The organism is Pseudomonas rhizophila, from assembly GCF_003033885.1.
In the GTDB taxonomy this organism is placed as follows: Bacteria; Pseudomonadota; Gammaproteobacteria; order Pseudomonadales; family Pseudomonadaceae; genus Aquipseudomonas; species Aquipseudomonas rhizophila.
Window position 1 is genome coordinate 3,320,318 of the sequence record NZ_CP024081.1, and the last position, 16,863, is coordinate 3,337,180.

Annotated in this window: 20 protein-coding genes; 10 read left to right on the forward strand and 10 right to left on the reverse strand. The window is 62.0% G+C overall.

Annotated elements, in window-relative coordinates; genetic code table 11:
* Nucleotides 1-20: 20 nt before the first annotated feature.
* Genes CRX69_RS15480 through CRX69_RS15495 form a run of 4 tightly spaced genes read right to left on the reverse strand, consistent with a single transcriptional unit; the run spans nucleotide 21 to nucleotide 3,607 of the window.
* Nucleotides 21-773, reverse strand: coding sequence for an N-formylglutamate amidohydrolase (locus tag CRX69_RS15480; RefSeq protein WP_047228458.1), 753 nt, complete (start codon nucleotides 771-773; stop codon nucleotides 21-23).
* Nucleotides 757-2,109: a type I glutamate--ammonia ligase gene (locus tag CRX69_RS15485; protein ID WP_076383985.1), complete on the reverse strand. Its 1,353-nt coding sequence runs from the start codon at nucleotides 2,107-2,109 to the stop codon at nucleotides 757-759. The genes CRX69_RS15480 and CRX69_RS15485 overlap by 17 nt, the downstream gene beginning before the upstream one ends.
* A complete protein-coding gene (locus CRX69_RS15490) occupies nucleotides 2,106-2,750 on the reverse strand; it encodes a cysteine hydrolase family protein (RefSeq protein WP_076383986.1) in 645 nt (214 codons plus the stop codon). The genes CRX69_RS15485 and CRX69_RS15490 overlap by 4 nt, the downstream gene beginning before the upstream one ends.
* A 2-nt stretch (nucleotides 2,751-2,752) precedes the next feature.
* The gene (locus tag CRX69_RS15495; protein WP_047228455.1) at nucleotides 2,753-3,607 is read right to left on the reverse strand and encodes a MurR/RpiR family transcriptional regulator; all 855 of its coding nucleotides are present in this window, start codon (nucleotides 3,605-3,607) and stop codon (nucleotides 2,753-2,755) included.
* 300 nt (nucleotides 3,608-3,907) lie between these two features.
* Between CRX69_RS15495 and CRX69_RS15500 the strand changes: the two genes are divergently transcribed.
* Nucleotides 3,908-4,486 (forward strand): histidine phosphatase family protein, encoded by a 579-nt coding sequence (locus CRX69_RS15500; protein ID WP_047228454.1) that lies wholly within the window; start codon nucleotides 3,908-3,910, stop codon nucleotides 4,484-4,486.
* On the forward strand, nucleotides 4,483-5,238 hold the full coding sequence (cobF, locus tag CRX69_RS15505) for a precorrin-6A synthase (deacetylating) (protein ID WP_047228453.1): 756 nt from the start codon (nucleotides 4,483-4,485) through the stop codon (nucleotides 5,236-5,238). Before CRX69_RS15500 ends, cobF begins: the two co-directional genes overlap by 4 nt.
* 48 nt (nucleotides 5,239-5,286) lie before the next feature.
* On the opposite strand, the gene ftrA is transcribed toward cobF, so the two are convergent.
* Nucleotides 5,287-6,261 carry a transcriptional regulator FtrA gene (ftrA, locus tag CRX69_RS15510; RefSeq protein ID WP_047228452.1) on the reverse strand — a complete coding sequence of 325 codons (975 nt, stop codon included), beginning with the start codon at nucleotides 6,259-6,261 and terminating at the stop codon, nucleotides 5,287-5,289.
* A 103-nt stretch (nucleotides 6,262-6,364) separates the two neighbouring features.
* Between ftrA and CRX69_RS15515 the strand changes: the two genes are divergently transcribed.
* From CRX69_RS15515 to CRX69_RS15530, 4 genes are all read left to right on the forward strand, one after another.
* Nucleotides 6,365-6,799, forward strand: a complete 435-nt coding sequence (locus CRX69_RS15515) for a rhodanese-like domain-containing protein (RefSeq protein ID WP_047228451.1) — start codon at nucleotides 6,365-6,367, stop codon at nucleotides 6,797-6,799.
* Nucleotides 6,800-6,986: 187 nt separating this feature from the next.
* Nucleotides 6,987-7,766 (forward strand): ABC transporter substrate-binding protein, encoded by a 780-nt coding sequence (locus CRX69_RS15520; protein WP_107322290.1) that lies wholly within the window; start codon nucleotides 6,987-6,989, stop codon nucleotides 7,764-7,766.
* A 104-nt stretch (nucleotides 7,767-7,870) separates the two neighbouring features.
* Complete coding sequence (locus CRX69_RS15525) at nucleotides 7,871-8,983, forward strand: M14 family metallopeptidase (protein ID WP_107322291.1); 1,113 nt, start codon at nucleotides 7,871-7,873, stop codon at nucleotides 8,981-8,983.
* Nucleotides 8,984-9,047: 64 nt separating this feature from the next.
* The gene (locus CRX69_RS15530; protein ID WP_107322292.1) at nucleotides 9,048-9,764 is read left to right on the forward strand and encodes an alpha/beta hydrolase; all 717 of its coding nucleotides are present in this window, start codon (nucleotides 9,048-9,050) and stop codon (nucleotides 9,762-9,764) included.
* Between the two features lie 214 nt (nucleotides 9,765-9,978).
* On the opposite strand, the gene CRX69_RS15535 is transcribed toward CRX69_RS15530, so the two are convergent.
* The 3 genes from CRX69_RS15535 to CRX69_RS15545 all read right to left on the reverse strand — a co-directional run bounded on the left by CRX69_RS15535 (nucleotide 9,979) and on the right by CRX69_RS15545 (nucleotide 12,408).
* Nucleotides 9,979-10,566, reverse strand: coding sequence for a DcrB/PsbP domain-containing protein (locus CRX69_RS15535; RefSeq protein WP_107322293.1), 588 nt, complete (start codon nucleotides 10,564-10,566; stop codon nucleotides 9,979-9,981).
* 70 nt (nucleotides 10,567-10,636) lie between these two features.
* Entirely contained in the window at nucleotides 10,637-11,422 is a 786-nt protein-coding gene (locus tag CRX69_RS15540) for a hypothetical protein (protein WP_047228446.1), read from the reverse strand.
* Nucleotides 11,423-11,475: 53 nt separating this feature from the next.
* Nucleotides 11,476-12,408: a LysR family transcriptional regulator gene (locus tag CRX69_RS15545; RefSeq protein WP_047228445.1), complete on the reverse strand. Its 933-nt coding sequence runs from the start codon at nucleotides 12,406-12,408 to the stop codon at nucleotides 11,476-11,478.
* A 111-nt stretch (nucleotides 12,409-12,519) separates the two neighbouring features.
* On the opposite strand from CRX69_RS15545, the gene CRX69_RS15550 reads away from it, so the two are divergent.
* Nucleotides 12,520-13,014 carry a DMT family transporter gene (locus CRX69_RS15550; protein ID WP_047228444.1) on the forward strand — a complete coding sequence of 165 codons (495 nt, stop codon included), beginning with the start codon at nucleotides 12,520-12,522 and terminating at the stop codon, nucleotides 13,012-13,014.
* Between the two features lie 2 nt (nucleotides 13,015-13,016).
* On the forward strand, nucleotides 13,017-13,469 hold the full coding sequence (locus CRX69_RS15555; RefSeq protein ID WP_047228443.1) for a DMT family transporter: 453 nt from the start codon (nucleotides 13,017-13,019) through the stop codon (nucleotides 13,467-13,469).
* 5 nt (nucleotides 13,470-13,474) lie between these two features.
* Here CRX69_RS15555 and CRX69_RS15560 read toward each other — a convergent pair whose 3' ends face one another.
* Nucleotides 13,475-13,759: a hypothetical protein gene (locus CRX69_RS15560; RefSeq protein WP_107322294.1), complete on the reverse strand. Its 285-nt coding sequence runs from the start codon at nucleotides 13,757-13,759 to the stop codon at nucleotides 13,475-13,477.
* 139 nt (nucleotides 13,760-13,898) lie between these two features.
* On the opposite strand from CRX69_RS15560, the gene selD reads away from it, so the two are divergent.
* Both selD and mnmH read left to right on the forward strand, forming a co-directional pair.
* Nucleotides 13,899-14,933: a selenide, water dikinase SelD gene (gene selD / locus CRX69_RS15565; protein WP_047228441.1), complete on the forward strand. Its 1,035-nt coding sequence runs from the start codon at nucleotides 13,899-13,901 to the stop codon at nucleotides 14,931-14,933.
* A complete protein-coding gene (gene mnmH / locus CRX69_RS15570) occupies nucleotides 14,933-16,036 on the forward strand; it encodes a tRNA 2-selenouridine(34) synthase MnmH (protein WP_076383992.1) in 1,104 nt (367 codons plus the stop codon). The genes selD and mnmH overlap by 1 nt, the downstream gene beginning before the upstream one ends.
* 104 nt (nucleotides 16,037-16,140) lie before the next feature.
* On the opposite strand, the gene CRX69_RS15575 is transcribed toward mnmH, so the two are convergent.
* Nucleotides 16,141-16,815 (reverse strand): hypothetical protein, encoded by a 675-nt coding sequence (locus CRX69_RS15575; RefSeq protein ID WP_047228439.1) that lies wholly within the window; start codon nucleotides 16,813-16,815, stop codon nucleotides 16,141-16,143.
* Between the last annotated feature and the right edge of the window lie 48 nt (nucleotides 16,816-16,863).

Consider the following 16,863-nt stretch of genomic DNA (forward strand, 5'->3'; position numbering starts at 1 on the left):
CGAACCTTGCCGCTGCTTTCCTACAACAATGGCGCCAGGTAAGCGCTCCAGGCCTGCACCGCTGTCGGGCTGCGTAGCAGGTCGTTGCGCACTTCGATCAACACCGAATCCAGGCCGCGTCCATCGCCATGTACCGGAACCGTCATATCGGTCGAAGGGTTGATCTTGTACGGCTGGTTGCCGGCTACCCGTAGCGAGTGCCGGCTTAGCCCGTCGACGATGCGCTGGGCATAGTCCTTGGCCTCGCCGAACAGCACGCCCGCTTCCAGGGCGCGCGGTTGGCCGTAGAACACCGGCGTAAAACTGTGGATGCCCACCACCCGCACCGTCCGGTTGTCGGCCAGGCGCTGGTCGATCAACGCTCGCAGTCGATCATGGAAGGGATGGAACAGGCACCGCTGGCGATATTCACGGGTGGCCTCATCCAGGGACTGGTTGCCCGGAATCTGGTAGATCTCGCTCTGGTGCGGGATGCTGTCGGCGACGTGAAGGGGACGGTTCAGGTCGATCAGCAGCCGTGAATAGTTGGCCGCGAGCAAGGTCGCTCCAAGGGTTTCGGACAGTTGTTCGGCCAGCGCCAGGGCACCTATATCCCAGGCAATGTGCTCCTGGGCCGCCGTCTCATCCAGGCCAAGGTCGTTCAACGCGGCGGGGATAAAGCGGTCGGCGTGTTCACACACCAGGATCAACGGGTGTTCGGCGTCTTCCCGGATCAGGCGATAAGCCGGCCCGGTATAAAGGCCCGATTCAGCACATTCAATAGATTCGCGCATAGTGCTCACACAGCTCGGCAGGTGACAGCGCCTGGGTCAAGGCCAGCTCCTGGGCCTTCAAGGCGAAATAGGTTTCGACCAGCGGGCCGGGCAGGGCTTCGAACAGCGCCCCGCTGTGGCGCAGGCAATCCAGCGCCTGGGCCAGGGTCGTCGGCAGGGCGATAATGCCACGGGCACGACGGTGTTCTTCGTTCAATTCATCGGGTATTTCATCGGTGACCGCCGTGAGCGCCAGCCGTTGCTCGATGCCCAGTCGCCCGGCGATCAACAGCGCCGCCAGCGCCAGGTGCGGCGAAGCGGTGGCATCCATGGCGCGAAATTCCAGGTTGTACTGGGTCGCCACCGGTTTGCCGCTCACGCTCACCGTCGGGCAGATGCGCAGCGCCGCTTCGCGGTTACGTTGCCCCAGGCAGGCGTAGGACGCGCTCCAGTGATGGGGTTGCAGGCGTTCATAGGACACCGGTGTCGGCGCGGTGATCGCGCACAGGGCGGGCAGATAGTGCAGCACCCCGGCGGCCCAGTGCTGGCCCAGGTCCGACAGCCCGTTGGCGCCGCCAGCATCATGCAGCACGGGGACGCCGTCCAGGTCTTGCAGGCTCATGTGCAAATGCACGCCGTTGCACACGGCATGTTCCGAAGTCTTGGGGGCGAAACTCACATCCAGGCCCATCTGCCGGGCGATCTCCCGGGTGATTTCCCGCACGTTCACCGCACGGTCGGCGGCGGCCACGCCCAGGGTCGGGCGGCAGGTGATTTCATACTGATGCTTGCCGTATTCCGGCAGGAACATTTCCGGTTCCACGCCGCCTGCCCGCAATGCGCTGAGCAACCATCCGGCGAACCCGGCCTGCTGGCGCTGGGCCTGGAGGCTGAAGGCCAGGCGATCCGGTTGGGGTTGAGGGGTATCGAGGCTGAATTCATGCTCGAACGCGGCGAACACCTGCAAGCCCAGCTCGGCGCGATAACGTTGCACTTCGTCATGCAGCAAGGTGCGAGGGCAAGCGGCCCAGGGCCGACCATCGGTTTCCCGCACATCGCAATGAATGAAATCCAGGGCAGGCGCCTGGGCATCCGGGCCATTGTCGACAGTGACCCGGCTGGCCAGGTCCGGGATCAGTCGCAGGTCGCCATAGGCCCCCCAAGGGTTGACCGATGCAATGATGTCCTGGGGCGTCAGCGCACTGTTGGCCGGCACCCAGCCACAACCGGCGTCGACGTAGTGGGGCAGTTCATCACTGGGGAACGAGCGGCCGCGGGTCACGCCGATCAGGTCGGTGCAGACCAGCGTGGACACGGGCAGCGGGGCCAGCGGCGTTGCGGCATCGAGACGGCTCACGGCTGCATCTCCTGCAACCGACCGAGCACGGTGTCGGTATCGGTGATCCAGCAATAACCTTTGATCGCGTTCAGGCAGGCCAGATGACGTTGTTCGCTGTAAGTGGCGCAGGCATCTTCCACCAGCGTGACCAGGTAGCCGCGGTCGGCGGCGTCACGCACGGCCATGTCGACACACTGGTCGGTGACGATGCCGGCGATGATCAGATGACGGGTCTGCAGATTGCGCAGCACGTAGTCGATGTTGGTGGAGTTGAAGACCCCCGAAGACGTCTTGGGCAGCACGATCTCGTTTTCCCGCGGCGCCAGCTCGGCGATGATCTGGGCTTGCGGGCTGTCTTTGGGCAAATGCATGTCCGACAGCTTGTGGTCCAGCGAGCGATCGCGACCATCGGCAGTCAGGCTCTGGATGTGGGTGTGCAACACGTTTTGCTGCGCCGCCCGCACCGCTTCGAGCAGGCGCTGCTGATTGGGGATCACCTGTTGGCGGGCACGGCGGATGAAATAGTCGGCCTCGGGCGTGGCCAGGTGGGCATCGAATTGCGGTTCCAGCCAGGCGCGTTGCATGTCCACCAGCAGCAAGGCGGTATGGTCGCAGGTGAATGGCAAATCCCGAGGGGAGTGGTGAGGGAGCGAGAACATCCTTATTTTTCCTCCAGCAGGTGCGTGTTGAACGCCGTGCGCAAGGTGTCGATACCTTCCAGGCGCTCGGCCAGATCAGGGCATTGCAAGGTCAGGCAGGCGATAAGCGCTTCGACCTGGGCCAGCGCCGGCACCAGGCTGTCGAAGGCCGAGATCGATTCCACCGGAGCGCTGATGATCAGGTCGGCCAGTTCCCGTAGCGGTGAGGTGTAGACGTCGCTGAACAGTACGACCCGCGCGTGGCGCTCCTTGGCCGCGCTGGCCACGCGTTGGGCCTGGGCCTGGTAGCGACGATAATCGAAGATCAGCACCACATCCTGGCGCTGCACGTCGAACAACCGGTCGGGTAACTGGGCGTTGTCTTCCAGGGCAAAACAACCCGCACGCAGCAAGCGCAAGTGGTTGAGCAGGTATTGGGCGAGGAAGCTGCTGAAGCGCCCGCCAAAACAATGCACCTGATGCCGGCTGTCGAGCAGCCATTGCACGAGAATACGCACGTCTTCGGGTTGAGTCAGGGCCTGGGTGTCGGTGAGGATGCGCTGGCTGGTTGCCAGGTACTGGCTCCAGGTGTCGCCTTGCTGCAATTTGGCCCGCGGTTGCAACAGGGTGCGAGGGGAGCGCAGGCGATGGTCCATGTCACTGAGCAGCGCATCCTGGAATTCGGCATAACCGCCAAATCCGAGTTTTTTCACCAGCCGCACGATAGTCGGGTCGCTGACCCCGGCATGATCGGCCAGGCGCGACATCGGCCCGAGGCCGTTGCGCGGGTAATGATCGAGCAGGGCCCGTACGACCTTGCGTTCCGACGGCGTCAAAACCAAGCCCGGATCGGTAATCAGGTCTCGAAGAGGCGGCATCCGTGCTCCTTGCCTGGATGGGTGTTGGATTTCTTTCATAACTCCTGAAAATAGTATTTATGTAGCGGGTACTACATGTCCAGTGGTTTTTACGTTCTGTTTAAAATGCACGAAAGTAGTGCGAAAGCCTTGTAGGACGGGGACTTGAATCGCATAGATCCGATATGTCAGTTGATGCCTCTGTCGGTGTAAGACATAACGCCTTTTTGTCTCAGTTATTTGATTTCATATAAGGTGCTGTACAAGAAAAAGCCGGAGTATCACCTCCATGAAACCCGTTCGACTGTCTGAGTACCGTGTGTGCAAGCCACTCGCCTGACCCTGATCTGCCATGCCCGCACCGTCGCCCAGAAGCAGGCGCGTTTTGGCCTGGATGAACCGCTGGATGCCGACTGGCTGGGCAAACGCCCGGAGCCGGGCCACGGCTACCGAAATGTCCGGCAGTTGCTCTGCGGGCCGGAGTTGCGCACCCGGCAGACTGCCGCCCTGTTCGGCGACGACGCCCAGGTGGTCGCTGACCTGGCCGATTGCGATCTGGGTCGCTGGCGTGGCTTGTCCATCGACCAGTTGCTCAAGGTCGAACCGCAACCCCTGCAAGCCTGGCTCGACGATCCCGATGCGGCTCCCCATGGCGGCGAATCCGTCACCCGCTTGTACCATCGTGTCAGCGACTGGTTGGCCAGCCTGGAAGGCCGGCCAGGGCATGTGTTGGCCGTCACTCATCCGTTCGTGATCCGCGCGGCCGTGGTGACCGTATTGGGCTGTCCGGCAGCTGCCTTCAACCGTCTCGACATCGAACCGCTGTCGACTGTCGAGTTGCGTTTCAACGGTGTGTGGCGATTGCGCACCGAGGGTCCCGGCCAGGAGTCACTCGAATGAAAAAACTGTCAGTCATCGGTATTGGTGCCGGCGATCCGGATTACCTGACGATCCAGGCAGTGAAAGCCTTGAATCGGGTGGATGTGTTCTTTCTCATGGACAAGGGGCCTGCCAAGCAGGCGTTAGTGGATCTGCGGCGGGAAATCTGCCAACGCTACATCGTTGATCGTACCTACCGTTTCGTCGAAGCCTACAGCCCCGAGCGACAACGCGGCGACGTGGACTACGCCGCCAGTGTCGAAGATCTGAACCGGGCGAAGCAGGCTACCTTCGAGCGGTTGATCGAAGAGCAGTTGTCTGACGGGCAGTGCGGCGGTTTCCTGGTCTGGGGCGATCCGTCGTTGTACGACAGCACCGTGCGTATCTTGCAGTCGATTCTCGACGCGGGTCGCTGCGCCTTCGAATTCGAGGTGATTGCGGGCATCACCAGCGTCCAGGCCCTCGCGGCGCAACATAAGGTGCCATTGAACAGCATTGGCGGTTCGCTGGAGATCACCACGGGCCGCCGGCTGGCGGCAGGGCAGGTCGGTGACTCGGCAAGCGTGGTGGTGATGCTCGATGCTGAAGATGCGTATCGCCAGGTATCCGATCCGGATACGCACATCTACTGGGGGGCCTATGTGGGCACACCGGATCAGATCCTGATCGCCGGTCGGCTGGAGGAGGTGGCTGAAAGCATCGAACGCACCCGCAAGGCCGCACGGCAGGCGAACGGATGGATCATGGATACTTATTTGTTGCGCAAACCTTGATAACTCAAACCTTGATACGTCAGACCCCAATGTTCGACAGTTTCCACGTCAACTGACCGCCTTCGCCCCACGTCCAAACCGCTCCCGGTACACCGACGGCGCCAGCCCCACCACACTGCGAAATGCCACGCGAAAGCTTTCCACCGAGCGGTAGCCGCACAGCTGGGCGATGTTGTCGGTGTTGTCTTCGGTGCTTTCCAGCAACTCGCGAGCCCGGGCCAGGCGCTCATGTTGCAGCCAGGCCTTGGGCGACAGGCCGCAGGCCTGGGTGAAGTGCCGCAGGAAGGTTCGCTCGCTCATGGCCGCCTGGCTGGCCAGTTCGCGCACACCGAGCGGTTCGTGCAGGCGTTCGCGGGCCCAGTGCATGACGCCGGACAAATCGCTGCGTGGCGTGCGGCTGACCGGTGAAGGAATGAACTGCGCCTGGCCGCCCGTGCGTTGTGGTGACATCACCAGTCGCCGCGCCACGGCGTTGGCAACCTGGGTGCCGAAATCCCGCGCCACCAGGTGCAGGCAGGCATCAATGCCCGCGGCGCTGCCGGCCGAAGTAATGACTTGCCCCGAATCCACGTACAGCACATCCGGGTCTACCAGGATGGCGGGAAAACTTTTGGCCAGTTCATCGGTGTAGCGCCAGTGAGTGGTAGCGCCCAGCCCATCGAGCAAGCCGGCGGCGGCCAGCACGAAAGCTCCGGAGCAGATTGACAGCAGGCGCGCGCCCCGGGCATGGGCGCAGCGCAATGCCTCAAGCAGCGCCGGCGGCGGTGGTTCGTCGCGACTGTGCCAGCCGGGCACCACGATGGTTTGCGCCGTTTGCAATAATTCCATGCCGCCATCGGCCAGGATCTGGAAGCCGCCCATGGCCCGCATCGGGCCGTCATCGACGGCAACGATCCGATGTTTGTACCAAAGGAAATCGAACTCAGGTCGGGCAAGGCCGAATATCTCGATGGCGATGCCGAATTCGAAGGTGCACAGGCCGTCGTAGGCGAGGATGGCGACCAGACCGGGATTGGGCTGCATATGGCGGAAAATTCCCACAGAGTGTCTTGTGCGCCACTGTAGCGGTAAGCATCGGCCGGATAAAGTCTGCTCACCCCCTCATTTGTCTGTGGAGTACACACTCATGACCAGCCTGGTTCGCCAAGTGCCTGCTGCCCCGTCCGACCTAGCCCTGCAACATTTCAGCCGGCGTCTGACGTTCGAAACTGATTGCTCCGACGTTCACGCCAGCCAACAGGCTGGAGAAGTCGATTTCGTCCTGGTGGACGTGCGCGGGCCACTGGCTTTCGAGCGCGGGCATGTGCCCGGGGCGATCAACCTGCCAACCCGCTCGCTGACCGCCCAGGCGCTGGCGGCTTATCCCAAGACCGCGCTGTTTGTGGTCTATTGCGCGGGCCCGCATTGCAATGGCGCGAACAAAGCGGCAGTGCGTCTGGCGACCTTGGGTTATCCGGTCAAGGAAATGATTGGCGGTGTCATGGGCTGGCTGGACGAAGGCTTCCGGCTGACTGGCGCAGTGCAATGCGCGGCGGACCAGGCTGTCGGCTGCGACTGCTGATCCTTTCCAGCCAGCAGGGTGCAAACCCTGTGGCTTGGTTGTTTCTATAAATATTTGTCGCCTCAACACAATTCGCCTCCTGAGTGCCCCTCTAGACTGCCGGCCACTTCGGTTTTTAATGACCGAACGCTGCCTAAGAATCTGCCGATAACCCGCTAATAAAAAACCTGCGCACTCAGGAGCAAAAATGAACAAGCTAGCAATGTTTGGTGCCTTGGCACTGTCCGTGTTGTCCTTGTCGGCCGTGGCCGAGGACGCCAAGCCGATCCGCCTCGGAATCGAAGCCGGTTACCCGCCGTTCTCGATGAAAACCCCCGACGGCAAGCTGACGGGTTTCGATGTTGATATCGGCGACGCGCTGTGCAAACAGATGAAGGTCAAGTGCACTTGGGTCGAGCAGGAATTTGACGGCCTGATCCCAGCGCTGAAAGTGAAGAAAATCGACGCGATCCTGTCGTCCATGACCATCACCGATGATCGTAAGAAAAACGTCGACTTCACCATCAAGTACTACCACACCCCGGCGCGTTTCGTGATGAAGGAAGGCAGCGACGTCAAGGACCCGCTGACCGAACTCAAGGGCAAGAAAGTCGGTGTGCTGCGTGCCAGTACCCACGACCGTTTCGCCACCGAGGTGCTGGTGCCCGCCGGTATCAATCTGGTGCGTTACAGCTCCCAGCAAGAAGCCAACCTAGACATGGTCGCCGGTCGTCTCGACGCCATGCTCGCCGACTCGGTCAACCTCGACGACGGCTTCCTGAAAACGGACGCCGGAAAAGGTTTTGCCTTCGTGGGCCCGACCTATGAAGATGCCAAATACTTCGGTGGCGGCGCCGGCATTGCGGTGCGCAAGGGGGATAAGGCCCTGGCCGAGAAATTCAACGACGCCATCACGCAAATCCGCGCCAACGGCACGTACAAGAAAGTGCAGGACAAGTACTTCGCTTTTGATGTCTACGGGCATTAATCGCTGAAACCAAGGTGGCCCGCCGTTGACCCGGTCGGCCACCTTTTTCATGGGCGAGTGTTTTACCCCAGCGCCCGTCGAAATACCGTTATTGGGAGTTCCTCATGCAACGCATCGACCATACCCTGCCATGGAGCCACCTGGGCACCGAGCGCCGGCTCAGTGTGTTTCGTTACGGCCACGGTCCACGCAAGGCGTATATCCAGGCCAGCCTGCACGCCGATGAATTGCCCGGCATGCGCACGGCATGGGAGCTGAAACAACGACTCAACGAGCTTGAGACCCAAGGCTTGCTCAACGGCGTGATTGAACTGGTGCCCGTGGCCAACCCCATCGGCCTGGACCAGCATCTGCAGAGCGCGCACCTGGGGCGTTTCGAGCTGGGCAGCGGCAAGAACTTCAATCGGTCTTTCGTGGAACTCAGCGCGCCGGTGGCCCAACGCATCGGTGATCGCCTGGGCGACGACCCGGCCGCCAATATCACGCTGATCCGCCAGACCATGGTTCAGGTGCTGGACGATTTGCCGGCGCCGCCCTCACAACTCGAGGCCCTGCATCGCCTGCTGCTGCGCCATGCCTGCGACGCCGATGTCACCCTGGACCTGCATTGCGACTTCGAGGCGGCGATTCACCTCTACGCCTTGCCGCAACACTGGCCGCAGTGGCGCTCCCTGGCCGCGCGGTTGAAGGCGGGCGTGGCGTTGCTGTGCGAAGACTCTGGCGGCAGTTCGTTCGACGAGTCCTGTTCCTCGCCCTGGTTGCGCCTGGCCAAGACCTTCCCCGAGGCCGCGATCCCGCCGGCCAACCTGGCGACCACGCTGGAACTGGGCAGCATGGGCGACACCCGGGTGGATCAGGCCCAGGCCAATTGCGAAGCCATTCTCGGGTTCCTGGCCGAGCAGGGTTTCATCGGTGGTGACTGGCCGCCCGTGCCAGCGCACTGTTGTGAAGGTTTTCCGTTCGAAGGCACTGAGTACCTGTTCGCGCCGCATCATGGGGTGGTGAGCTTCCTGCGCGAGGCCGGTGAGTGGGTGGAGCAGGGCGATCCGTTGTTCGAAGTGGTCGATCCGTTGAACGATCGGGTTACTACTGTTCGGGCCGGCACCAGCGGCGTGTTGTTTGCGCTGGACCGTGGGCGCTATACCCAGCCTGGAATCTGGCAGGCGAAAGTGGCCGGGCGAGCGCCGATTCGCGCGGGGAAATTGATCAACGACTGATAACTGCTGTCTATCTCAGCGCACGCGCGTTGCCGTGCGGCTATCGAATGATGGAGGAAGACTGATGTTCAAAGCGCTCGCCCTGTTGCTGTTGGTAGTGTCTTGCGGTTTGCAGGCTCAGCCTGCGCTGCACACCGATTTGCCCCTCAATTACCTGGCCCATGCCGATGAGCAGGCCAGAAACCGGCCGCTGGTGATCTTCCTGCATGGCTCCGGCGGCAGTGAGCAAGACCTGTTCGACCTCAAGGATGAGTTGCCCAGTGACTACAACTACCTATCGGTACGAGCGCCCAAGACCGTGGAGCGGGGCCAGTATCAATGGTTTGCCAAGAAGGGCGAGGGCGCCTACGACGGTGATACCGCGGACCTGAAGGCCAGCGGCCAGATGCTGTTGGATTTCATCGAGAAGGCCCGGGTCAAGTACCCGACCGATGCGAGCAACGTATACCTGGTCGGTTTCAGCCAGGGCGCGATGATGAGTTACGAGGTCGCCCTGCGCCATCCCGAGGCCGTCGGTGGCATTGCCGCGCTGGGCGGGCGGGTGCTGTCGGTACTGCGGGCCGAACTGACACCCGACGAGTCGCGCCGGACGCTGGCGGTATTTATCGGTCATGGTACGGCGGACTCGGTGATCCCATACCACGACGGCACCGAGGCGGACAGCTTCCTCAAGACCCTGGCCCTGGAGCCCGAATTCCATGCCTATCCGGGCGTTGGCCACAGCGTCAGTGCCATGCAGGTGCGGGATCTGCGCGCCTGGCTGGAGCGGCTTAATCCCTGATTCAGTGACAGAGGTGTTGAGTGTGCCGCCGTCATCGCGAGCCGGCTCGCTCCCACCTTTTTCCCGAGTTGCTCCCAGAAACGGGATTGCCTCCAGTCCTGTGGGGGCAAAGATTGCTCGCGATGAATAGCAGATTGGATATCAAGATTCATGTCGCCCCAGAATCTCTGTGGGAGCGAGCCTGCTCGCGATGAAAACCACCCGGTCCATCAAGTCACTGACCAGCGACGATCTGCTTCACCAGCGCCTCATGCCCGGCCTTGTCGCTGGCCCGGGAAATGATCTGTACCACTGCCATGCGCATGCCTGAGGCGCCCAGCAACGTGGTATCGAGGGTCGGCCCACCGCCTTGGGTCGCCTTGGTATCGAGCTGGCGCAGACCCAGGCCGGTACCTTTTTGGGTCAGGCTTTTCTCGCTCAGGATCTTGGCATCCGGCAGGGCCTTGATTTTCTGGACGGCGAAGTCGGCCATGGTGGCATCGAGGAATGTGCTGTCGTCGTCTTTCACATTCGAGCCATCGATGATGGTGTTTTCAGCCGTGATCACCACGGTTTTGCTGGTGGCATTGCTGTACATCGTCCCCTTCGCCCCCGCCGTGCCCTGAGCGGCATCGCCGGCCGGAAGCGGTGTCGCAGTGAAGCCCTTGGGCAGGGTGAAGTTGAACTTGCTTCCCAGCAGGGAAACCTTTTGTACCTGTGCTGCGCCGCCGGTTTTGGGCTGGGCGGCATAAGCAGGCACCACCACCAGACTGGCGATGACCGTCAGCATCAGGGCAGCGGCTTGTTTACTTACCAATGACATTGAAACGCTCCACAGAGGGGTGTGCTTGAGCGCGATCATCCCATGGGCGTCCAACCGGCTCCAGCGCCGGTCACGAGTGCGCCACATCATTGGCCCGTGGGGCAGAGGCGCGCACCAGCAGGCGGCGGGTCACCAGCAGCATGACCACCGACACCGCGACACTCACGACAAAGGCCGGCATGCCGAGCAGCGGCAGGGTGAGGGCCAGGGTCAGGCAGAACGCGGTGAAGCAATACATGCCAGTGGCCGTGGCCCGCAGCAACGCGGCGGTGAAGGCCGCGCCCCGGGTTTGCTGGGAGAACACTGCCATGACGCTGCCCAGCACCGGGAACACCGCCAGTAGCCCGCTCCAGCGTTCACCCACGGTGCTGGCCAGCAGCGTCACCGCCAGGGTCAACAGCGCGCCGGCGACCATGCGTAGCAGCAGCTTGTCGGATTTGGGAGCCGGGCCGCTCATCACCGGTCGAACTGTCGGGAACAGATAGGGCGCGGCCAGCAATGCCACAATGGCGATCACGCTCGACAGCGGCAGCGAGGCCGGCAACCAGGACAGCACCATCGCCACCAGCGCCCAGACGCCCAACGCGATACCCAGCGCCCAAGGCCAGTCACGATGCTGGGCGACCCGGGCGTACACCACACAGAATGCAATCATTGCAAACATGGCCGACAGCGCCGCTGTCGCCGACTGAGCGGCAAACGCCTCGCCCTGTTCCAGGGCCAGGAACAACAGAATCGGACCCACCACCACCGGCAACCCCGACAGCCAACCGGCCACGCTCGGTCCCCAACGCCGGCCCGCCAGGGAAATCAGCAGCAGGAAAGCGGGAATCACCAATAATTTGAGGAGCAGCACGGGGTTATCCTTGTCAGGCGACGGGTCGACACGTTAGCACCGACCTCGCAGTTTCAGCGATCCCAGTAAGGTACTTCGCCAAAACACTGTAGAAAAAAGTCGATCACGGTACGCACTTTCACCGACAGACGTCGGCTGCCCGGCCAGAGAATGGCGATCTGCTGGGGCTCTAGGCTGTTGGAGGCTTCGTAGTCGCGCAACACCGGCACCAGGGTGCCGTTGCGCACGGCTTCGCCGATCAGCCACGACGGAAACATCACCAGCCCCAGGCCTTGTTCGGCCGCCTGGGTCAGGGTGTCGGCATGGTTGCCGGTGATCGGCCCTTTGACGCTGTAGGGTGTCCAGGCCTGACCCGGACGGCGGAAAAACCAGCGTTGCTGGCCGGCCACGCCCTTGTAGGCCAGACACTGATGGTTCGCCAGATCCTGGGGTTTGAGCGGTGTGCCGCAACGCGCCAGGTACGCGGGGCTGGCGGCGATCTGAAAGCGGTGCGGGGCGAGGATTCGCGCCTGCATGCCTGAATCGTGCAGCGGGCCGATGCGAAACAGCAGGTCCGCGCCTTCCTGCAGCGGGTCGACGTAGCTGTCGGTTTGCTGGATGTCCAGTTGCAGCTTCGGGTAGCGCTCACACAATGACCCCAGCCACGGCGTCAGATGGCGCTGGCCGAACACCACCGGGGCATTGATCCGCACCAGTCCAGCCGGCTCACTGTGTTGTTCCTGCAGCGCCTGTTCGGCTTCTTCGAGTTGCACCAGCAACAGGCGTGCATGATGACCCAGCAGGCGGCCGGCTTCAGTGGGCGAAACAGCGCGGGTGTGTCGATACAACAACTGCTGGTTGAGGGCCTGTTCCATCAACTGGATCTGCCGGGAAATCGACGACGGCGCCAGGCCTTCGCGCCGGGCCACCTCCGAGAAGCTGCCGTGGTCGAGCACGGCGACAAACAACCGCAGGGCCTTGAAGCCGAGTTCATTGAGACCGTGCATGGACTGCTCCGCTGTGCGAGTTGCGCAAAAGTGTTGTCTGGATGCTCCCATTTATCGCACAGCTGCGCCAGCCGATAATCCCGCTCATTGTTCTTCTCAGAGGTTCTGATCATGCAAGCGTCTTCACTCAACGCCGCCGCCCCGGCGGCTGCCTCCAAACCACGAGCGCTTTTGCGCTGGCTGTTGCTGCCCCTGGTGATCCTGGCTGGCATGGGCCTGTCGGTAGAGGCCGGTCTGCTGGGGCCGCTGGGGGTTCAAGTGGGGCATCTCTGGGCAACCCTGAGCATATTCGGCGTCGGTTCGGCGATTCTGTTTCTGCTGTTGCTGCTCAGTGGTCCGCAACAAGGCCCCGCCTTGAATGAGTTGCCGCGCTGGCAATTGATCGGCGGTTTCCTGGGGCCGATCTACGTGGTCGTGCTGACGCTTGCCACGCCCCACATCGGCATTGCCATGACCATGGTCGCAATCCTTTCCGGGCAAGTGGGTAAAAGCGTGCTGATCGACCACTTCGGCTGGTTCGGTGCAACCCGCAAGCGGGTCAACGGCGAGCGCTGGCTCGCCTTGGCGCTGATCGTCGTAGCCCTTGTCCTGATTGCCCGAGGTTGAATATGAATCTGTTTTTGCTATTGCTGCTGGTCGTTGGGGCCGGTGCGGTGTTGAGCGTGCAGGCGGCCATCAACGGTCGCCTGGGCCAGACGGTCGGTGTGCTGCGCAGCAGTCTGCTGACATTCGTGGTGGGCACGGTGGTCACCGGGTTACTGATCGTGTTTTTTGAACCCGCTCACGCCGTCAGCCTGCTGGACGTGCCGAAATGGCAACTTGGCGGTGCCTTGTTTGGTGTGGTGTACATGATGGTCATGGTCGGCGCGGTGCCAAGGGTCGGCACCGCCGTGGCGACCGTGGCGGTGATCCTCGGGCAGTTGGCCATGGGCATGCTGATCGACAATTTCGGCTGGTTGGGCAACCCCGCTATTGAGTTGTCCGGGAGTCGGGTGCTGGCGATGGCCTGCCTGGCACTGGCGCTGGTATTCATGTATCGCAGCAGTGCACGGCAGGCCTGAGAACCTCAGTCGGGCTCGACTTCCAGTCGCAGACTGCCATCGTCCAGACGCTTGGCAAGCCGGACAATACCGCCAATGTGCCGGCCTTCGGTGCTGAAGACCACGATCTGGGCTTTTTCCAGATCATCCGGCAGCGGTGGCTGAACGTGCAGGGCGAACCACACCGGTTCACCGTCATCCAAGCGTTGGACATCGTAGCGGCAATCGATGCTTTGGGTCTGGCGACCAAACAGCGTGTCGAGGCCATACTTGAGGTCGGTGCTGTCGTCGGCAGCGGGGGCGAGGGACATCGGCGGTCTCCTGGGATGAATGCTCGGCTGGTCTTCTAGTGATTCCTCTGGTGGGGGAAAATTCAATGGGTTCGCGCCGGCACTGAACCGGCGGCGTTGCTGCTAGAATCGCCCACCTTGACTTACGAGAGGTATGCCCATGAGCGAGCCGATTCGCCTGACCCAGTACAGCCACGGCGCCGGTTGCGGCTGCAAGATTTCGCCACAGGTGCTGGAAGTGATCCTGGCCGGCAGCGGTGCGCAGAACCTTGACCCCAAGTTGTGGGTTGGCAATGCCTCCCGGGACGACGCCGCGGTTTATGCCATCGACGAAGAGCGCGGGGTGGTCTCTACCACCGATTTCTTCATGCCGATTGTCGACGATCCTTTTGATTTCGGTCGCATCGCCGCCACCAATGCCATCAGCGACATCTACGCCATGGGCGGTGATCCGTTGATGGCGATTGCGATTCTCGGCTGGCCGGTCAATGTACTGGCCCCGGAAATCGCTCGCGAAGTGATTCGCGGCGGTCGTTCGGTATGTGACGAAGCAGGCATTCCCCTGGCGGGCGGCCATTCGATCGACGCGCCCGAGCCGATTTTCGGCCTGGCGGTCACGGGCCTGGTGCAAAAGCGTCATATGAAGCGCAACGACACCGCCACCGCCGGTTGCCGCCTGTACCTGACCAAGCCCTTGGGCATCGGCATCCTCACCACCGCGGAAAAGAAAGGCAAGCTGCGCGCCGCCGATGTTGGCCTGGCCCGCGACTGGATGTGCACCCTCAACAAGCCGGGCAGCCGCTTCGGCAAGCTCGACGGCGTGGCGGCGATGACCGACGTCACCGGTTTCGGCCTGCTCGGGCATTTGGTGGAAATGGCCGATGGCAGCCAGTTGACGGCGCGTATCCGCTACGACGCGGTGCCGCGTCTGCCGGGCGTCGAGTATTACCTCGACCAAGGCTGCGTGCCGGGCGGTACGTTGCGCAACTACGACAGCTACGCCAGCAAGGTTGGGCGCGTGCAGGAACTGCACAAGCGAGTGCTGTGCGACCCGCAGACCAGCGGCGGACTGCTGATCGCCGTCACGCCCGAGGGCAACGAAGCGTTTCTGGCGGTCGCCGCTGAACTGGGGTTTGCACTGGAGCCGATCGGTGAACTGGTCGAGCGACAGACCTACGCGGTCGAGGTGTCTTGATGACCCATGACATCACCGATTACCGCGACATTTTTCTCAATGACCGACCGATGATGGACACCCGTGCCCCCGTCGAATTTCTCAAGGGCGCATTCCCCGGCGTGGTCAATCTGCCGTTGATGACCGACATCGAACGGCAACGGGTCGGTACTTGCTACAAGCAGCAGGGCCAACAGGCGGCCATTGTCCTGGGGCATCAATTGGTGTCCGGCGACACCAAGGCGCAACGCATCCAGGCCTGGGCCGAGTTCGCAACGGCCCATCCTGATGGTGTGTTGTATTGCTTCAGGGGAGGCTTGCGCTCACAGATCGTCCAGCAGTGGCTCAAGGACGAGGCGGGCATCGACTATCCCAGGGTCGGCGGCGGCTACAAGGCCATGCGTACATTCCTGCTCGACACCGTCGAGCAGGCGGTTGCCCAATGCGACTTGGTGTTGCTGGGCGGCATGACCGGCACCGGCAAGACAGAAGTGCTGACTCAACTGGGCAACAGCCTGGATCTGGAAGGTTACGCCAACCATCGCGGTTCGAGCTTCGGCAAGCGCGCCACCGGGCAGCCTTCCAATATCGATTTCGAGAACCTGCTGGCCGTGGATGTGCTGAAAAAACGTGCCGCTGGTATCGAACAGTTCGTGCTGGAAGATGAAAGCCGCATGGTCGGCAGTTGCGCCTTGCCGCTGTCTTTGTACCAGCGCATGCAACAGGTTCCGATGGTCTGGCTTGAGGACAGCCTGGAGCGGCGGGTCGAGCGGATCCTGCGCGATTACGTCATCAACCTGTGCGGCGAATTTGTCGCAGTCCATGGCGATGAAGGATTCTCGCTGTTTTGCGAGCGGTTGCTGGCAAGCCTCAATAACATCCATAAGCGCCTGGGTGGCGACCGCCATCGACGTTTGCTCCAAATCATGGAAGCGGCCCTGGCCGAGCAGGCGACCAGCGGCGCCGTCGACTTGCATCGCGGCTGGATCGAAGGCCTGTTGCGTGAGTATTACGACCCGATGTACGTGTTCCAGCGCGAGAAGAAGGGCGGGCGGATCGAGTTTGCGGGTGAGCAGGTGGCGGTGCTGGAGTATCTGCGTGAGCGAGCGGCTCGCAAAGGGTGATCGCTGCCCACCGCCAATCCCCTGTGGGAGCGAGCCTGCTCGCGATAACGGTGGGGATCAGTGGCGGTGATTGAGAAAGTATTGTCGAAAGTAATGTCCGCAGCCTATGTCGGACAAGTTTCCTGCCCGTTGTCCAGGCCTTGCTTGTAGTTCTGGCTGGTGAGACTGGCCTTGCCGTTGTGCCACGTCAGGGTCAGCACGTACAGCGAATCGAAATCCCCCGATTCCCAATCATCGGTAATCGTCTGCTTCTTGCCCATCGCGTCGCTGGCGACCTGGTTGATCAGCTCCGGCAGGTAGCCGTGCGACCAAGCGGTGTAGATGGTCGAGTTGTGGTACTTGTCGTGCAGCAGTTCGTCAGCCAGGTCGCTGGTGTCATTGGCTGAATACTCGATGTTCACCGGCAGCCCGAGCTTGATGGCACTGGGGCTTATGGTCATCAGTGGGCGGATGTAGCTGTAGGAATTGTCCAGCTCGCCCTCTTCGACGTTGCGGGTAGGGTTGGCCGCGAACACATAGTCGGCCTTGCCGAATTTCTCCGGTAGCAGGGTGGCCAGGTCGATGGCGCGATTCAGCCCCTGGCAATTGAGCTGGCCCAGGCCGCCGGCGGGTTTCTCGGCGTGGCGCAGGAACACCAAGGTCTGGATACCGTCGGCCGGTTGGGCGCGACTGACGCTCGACTCCAGCAACAGCGCCAGGCCACAAGCGACAAGCAGCGTAGGCAACATCAGCCACGGTCGGCGCTTGAAGCGTTTGGCGAAATTCAGTGGGTTCATCATTGAATAATATTCTTCGGCTCTCTCAAGTCAGGCTGACAAACCTGGGCA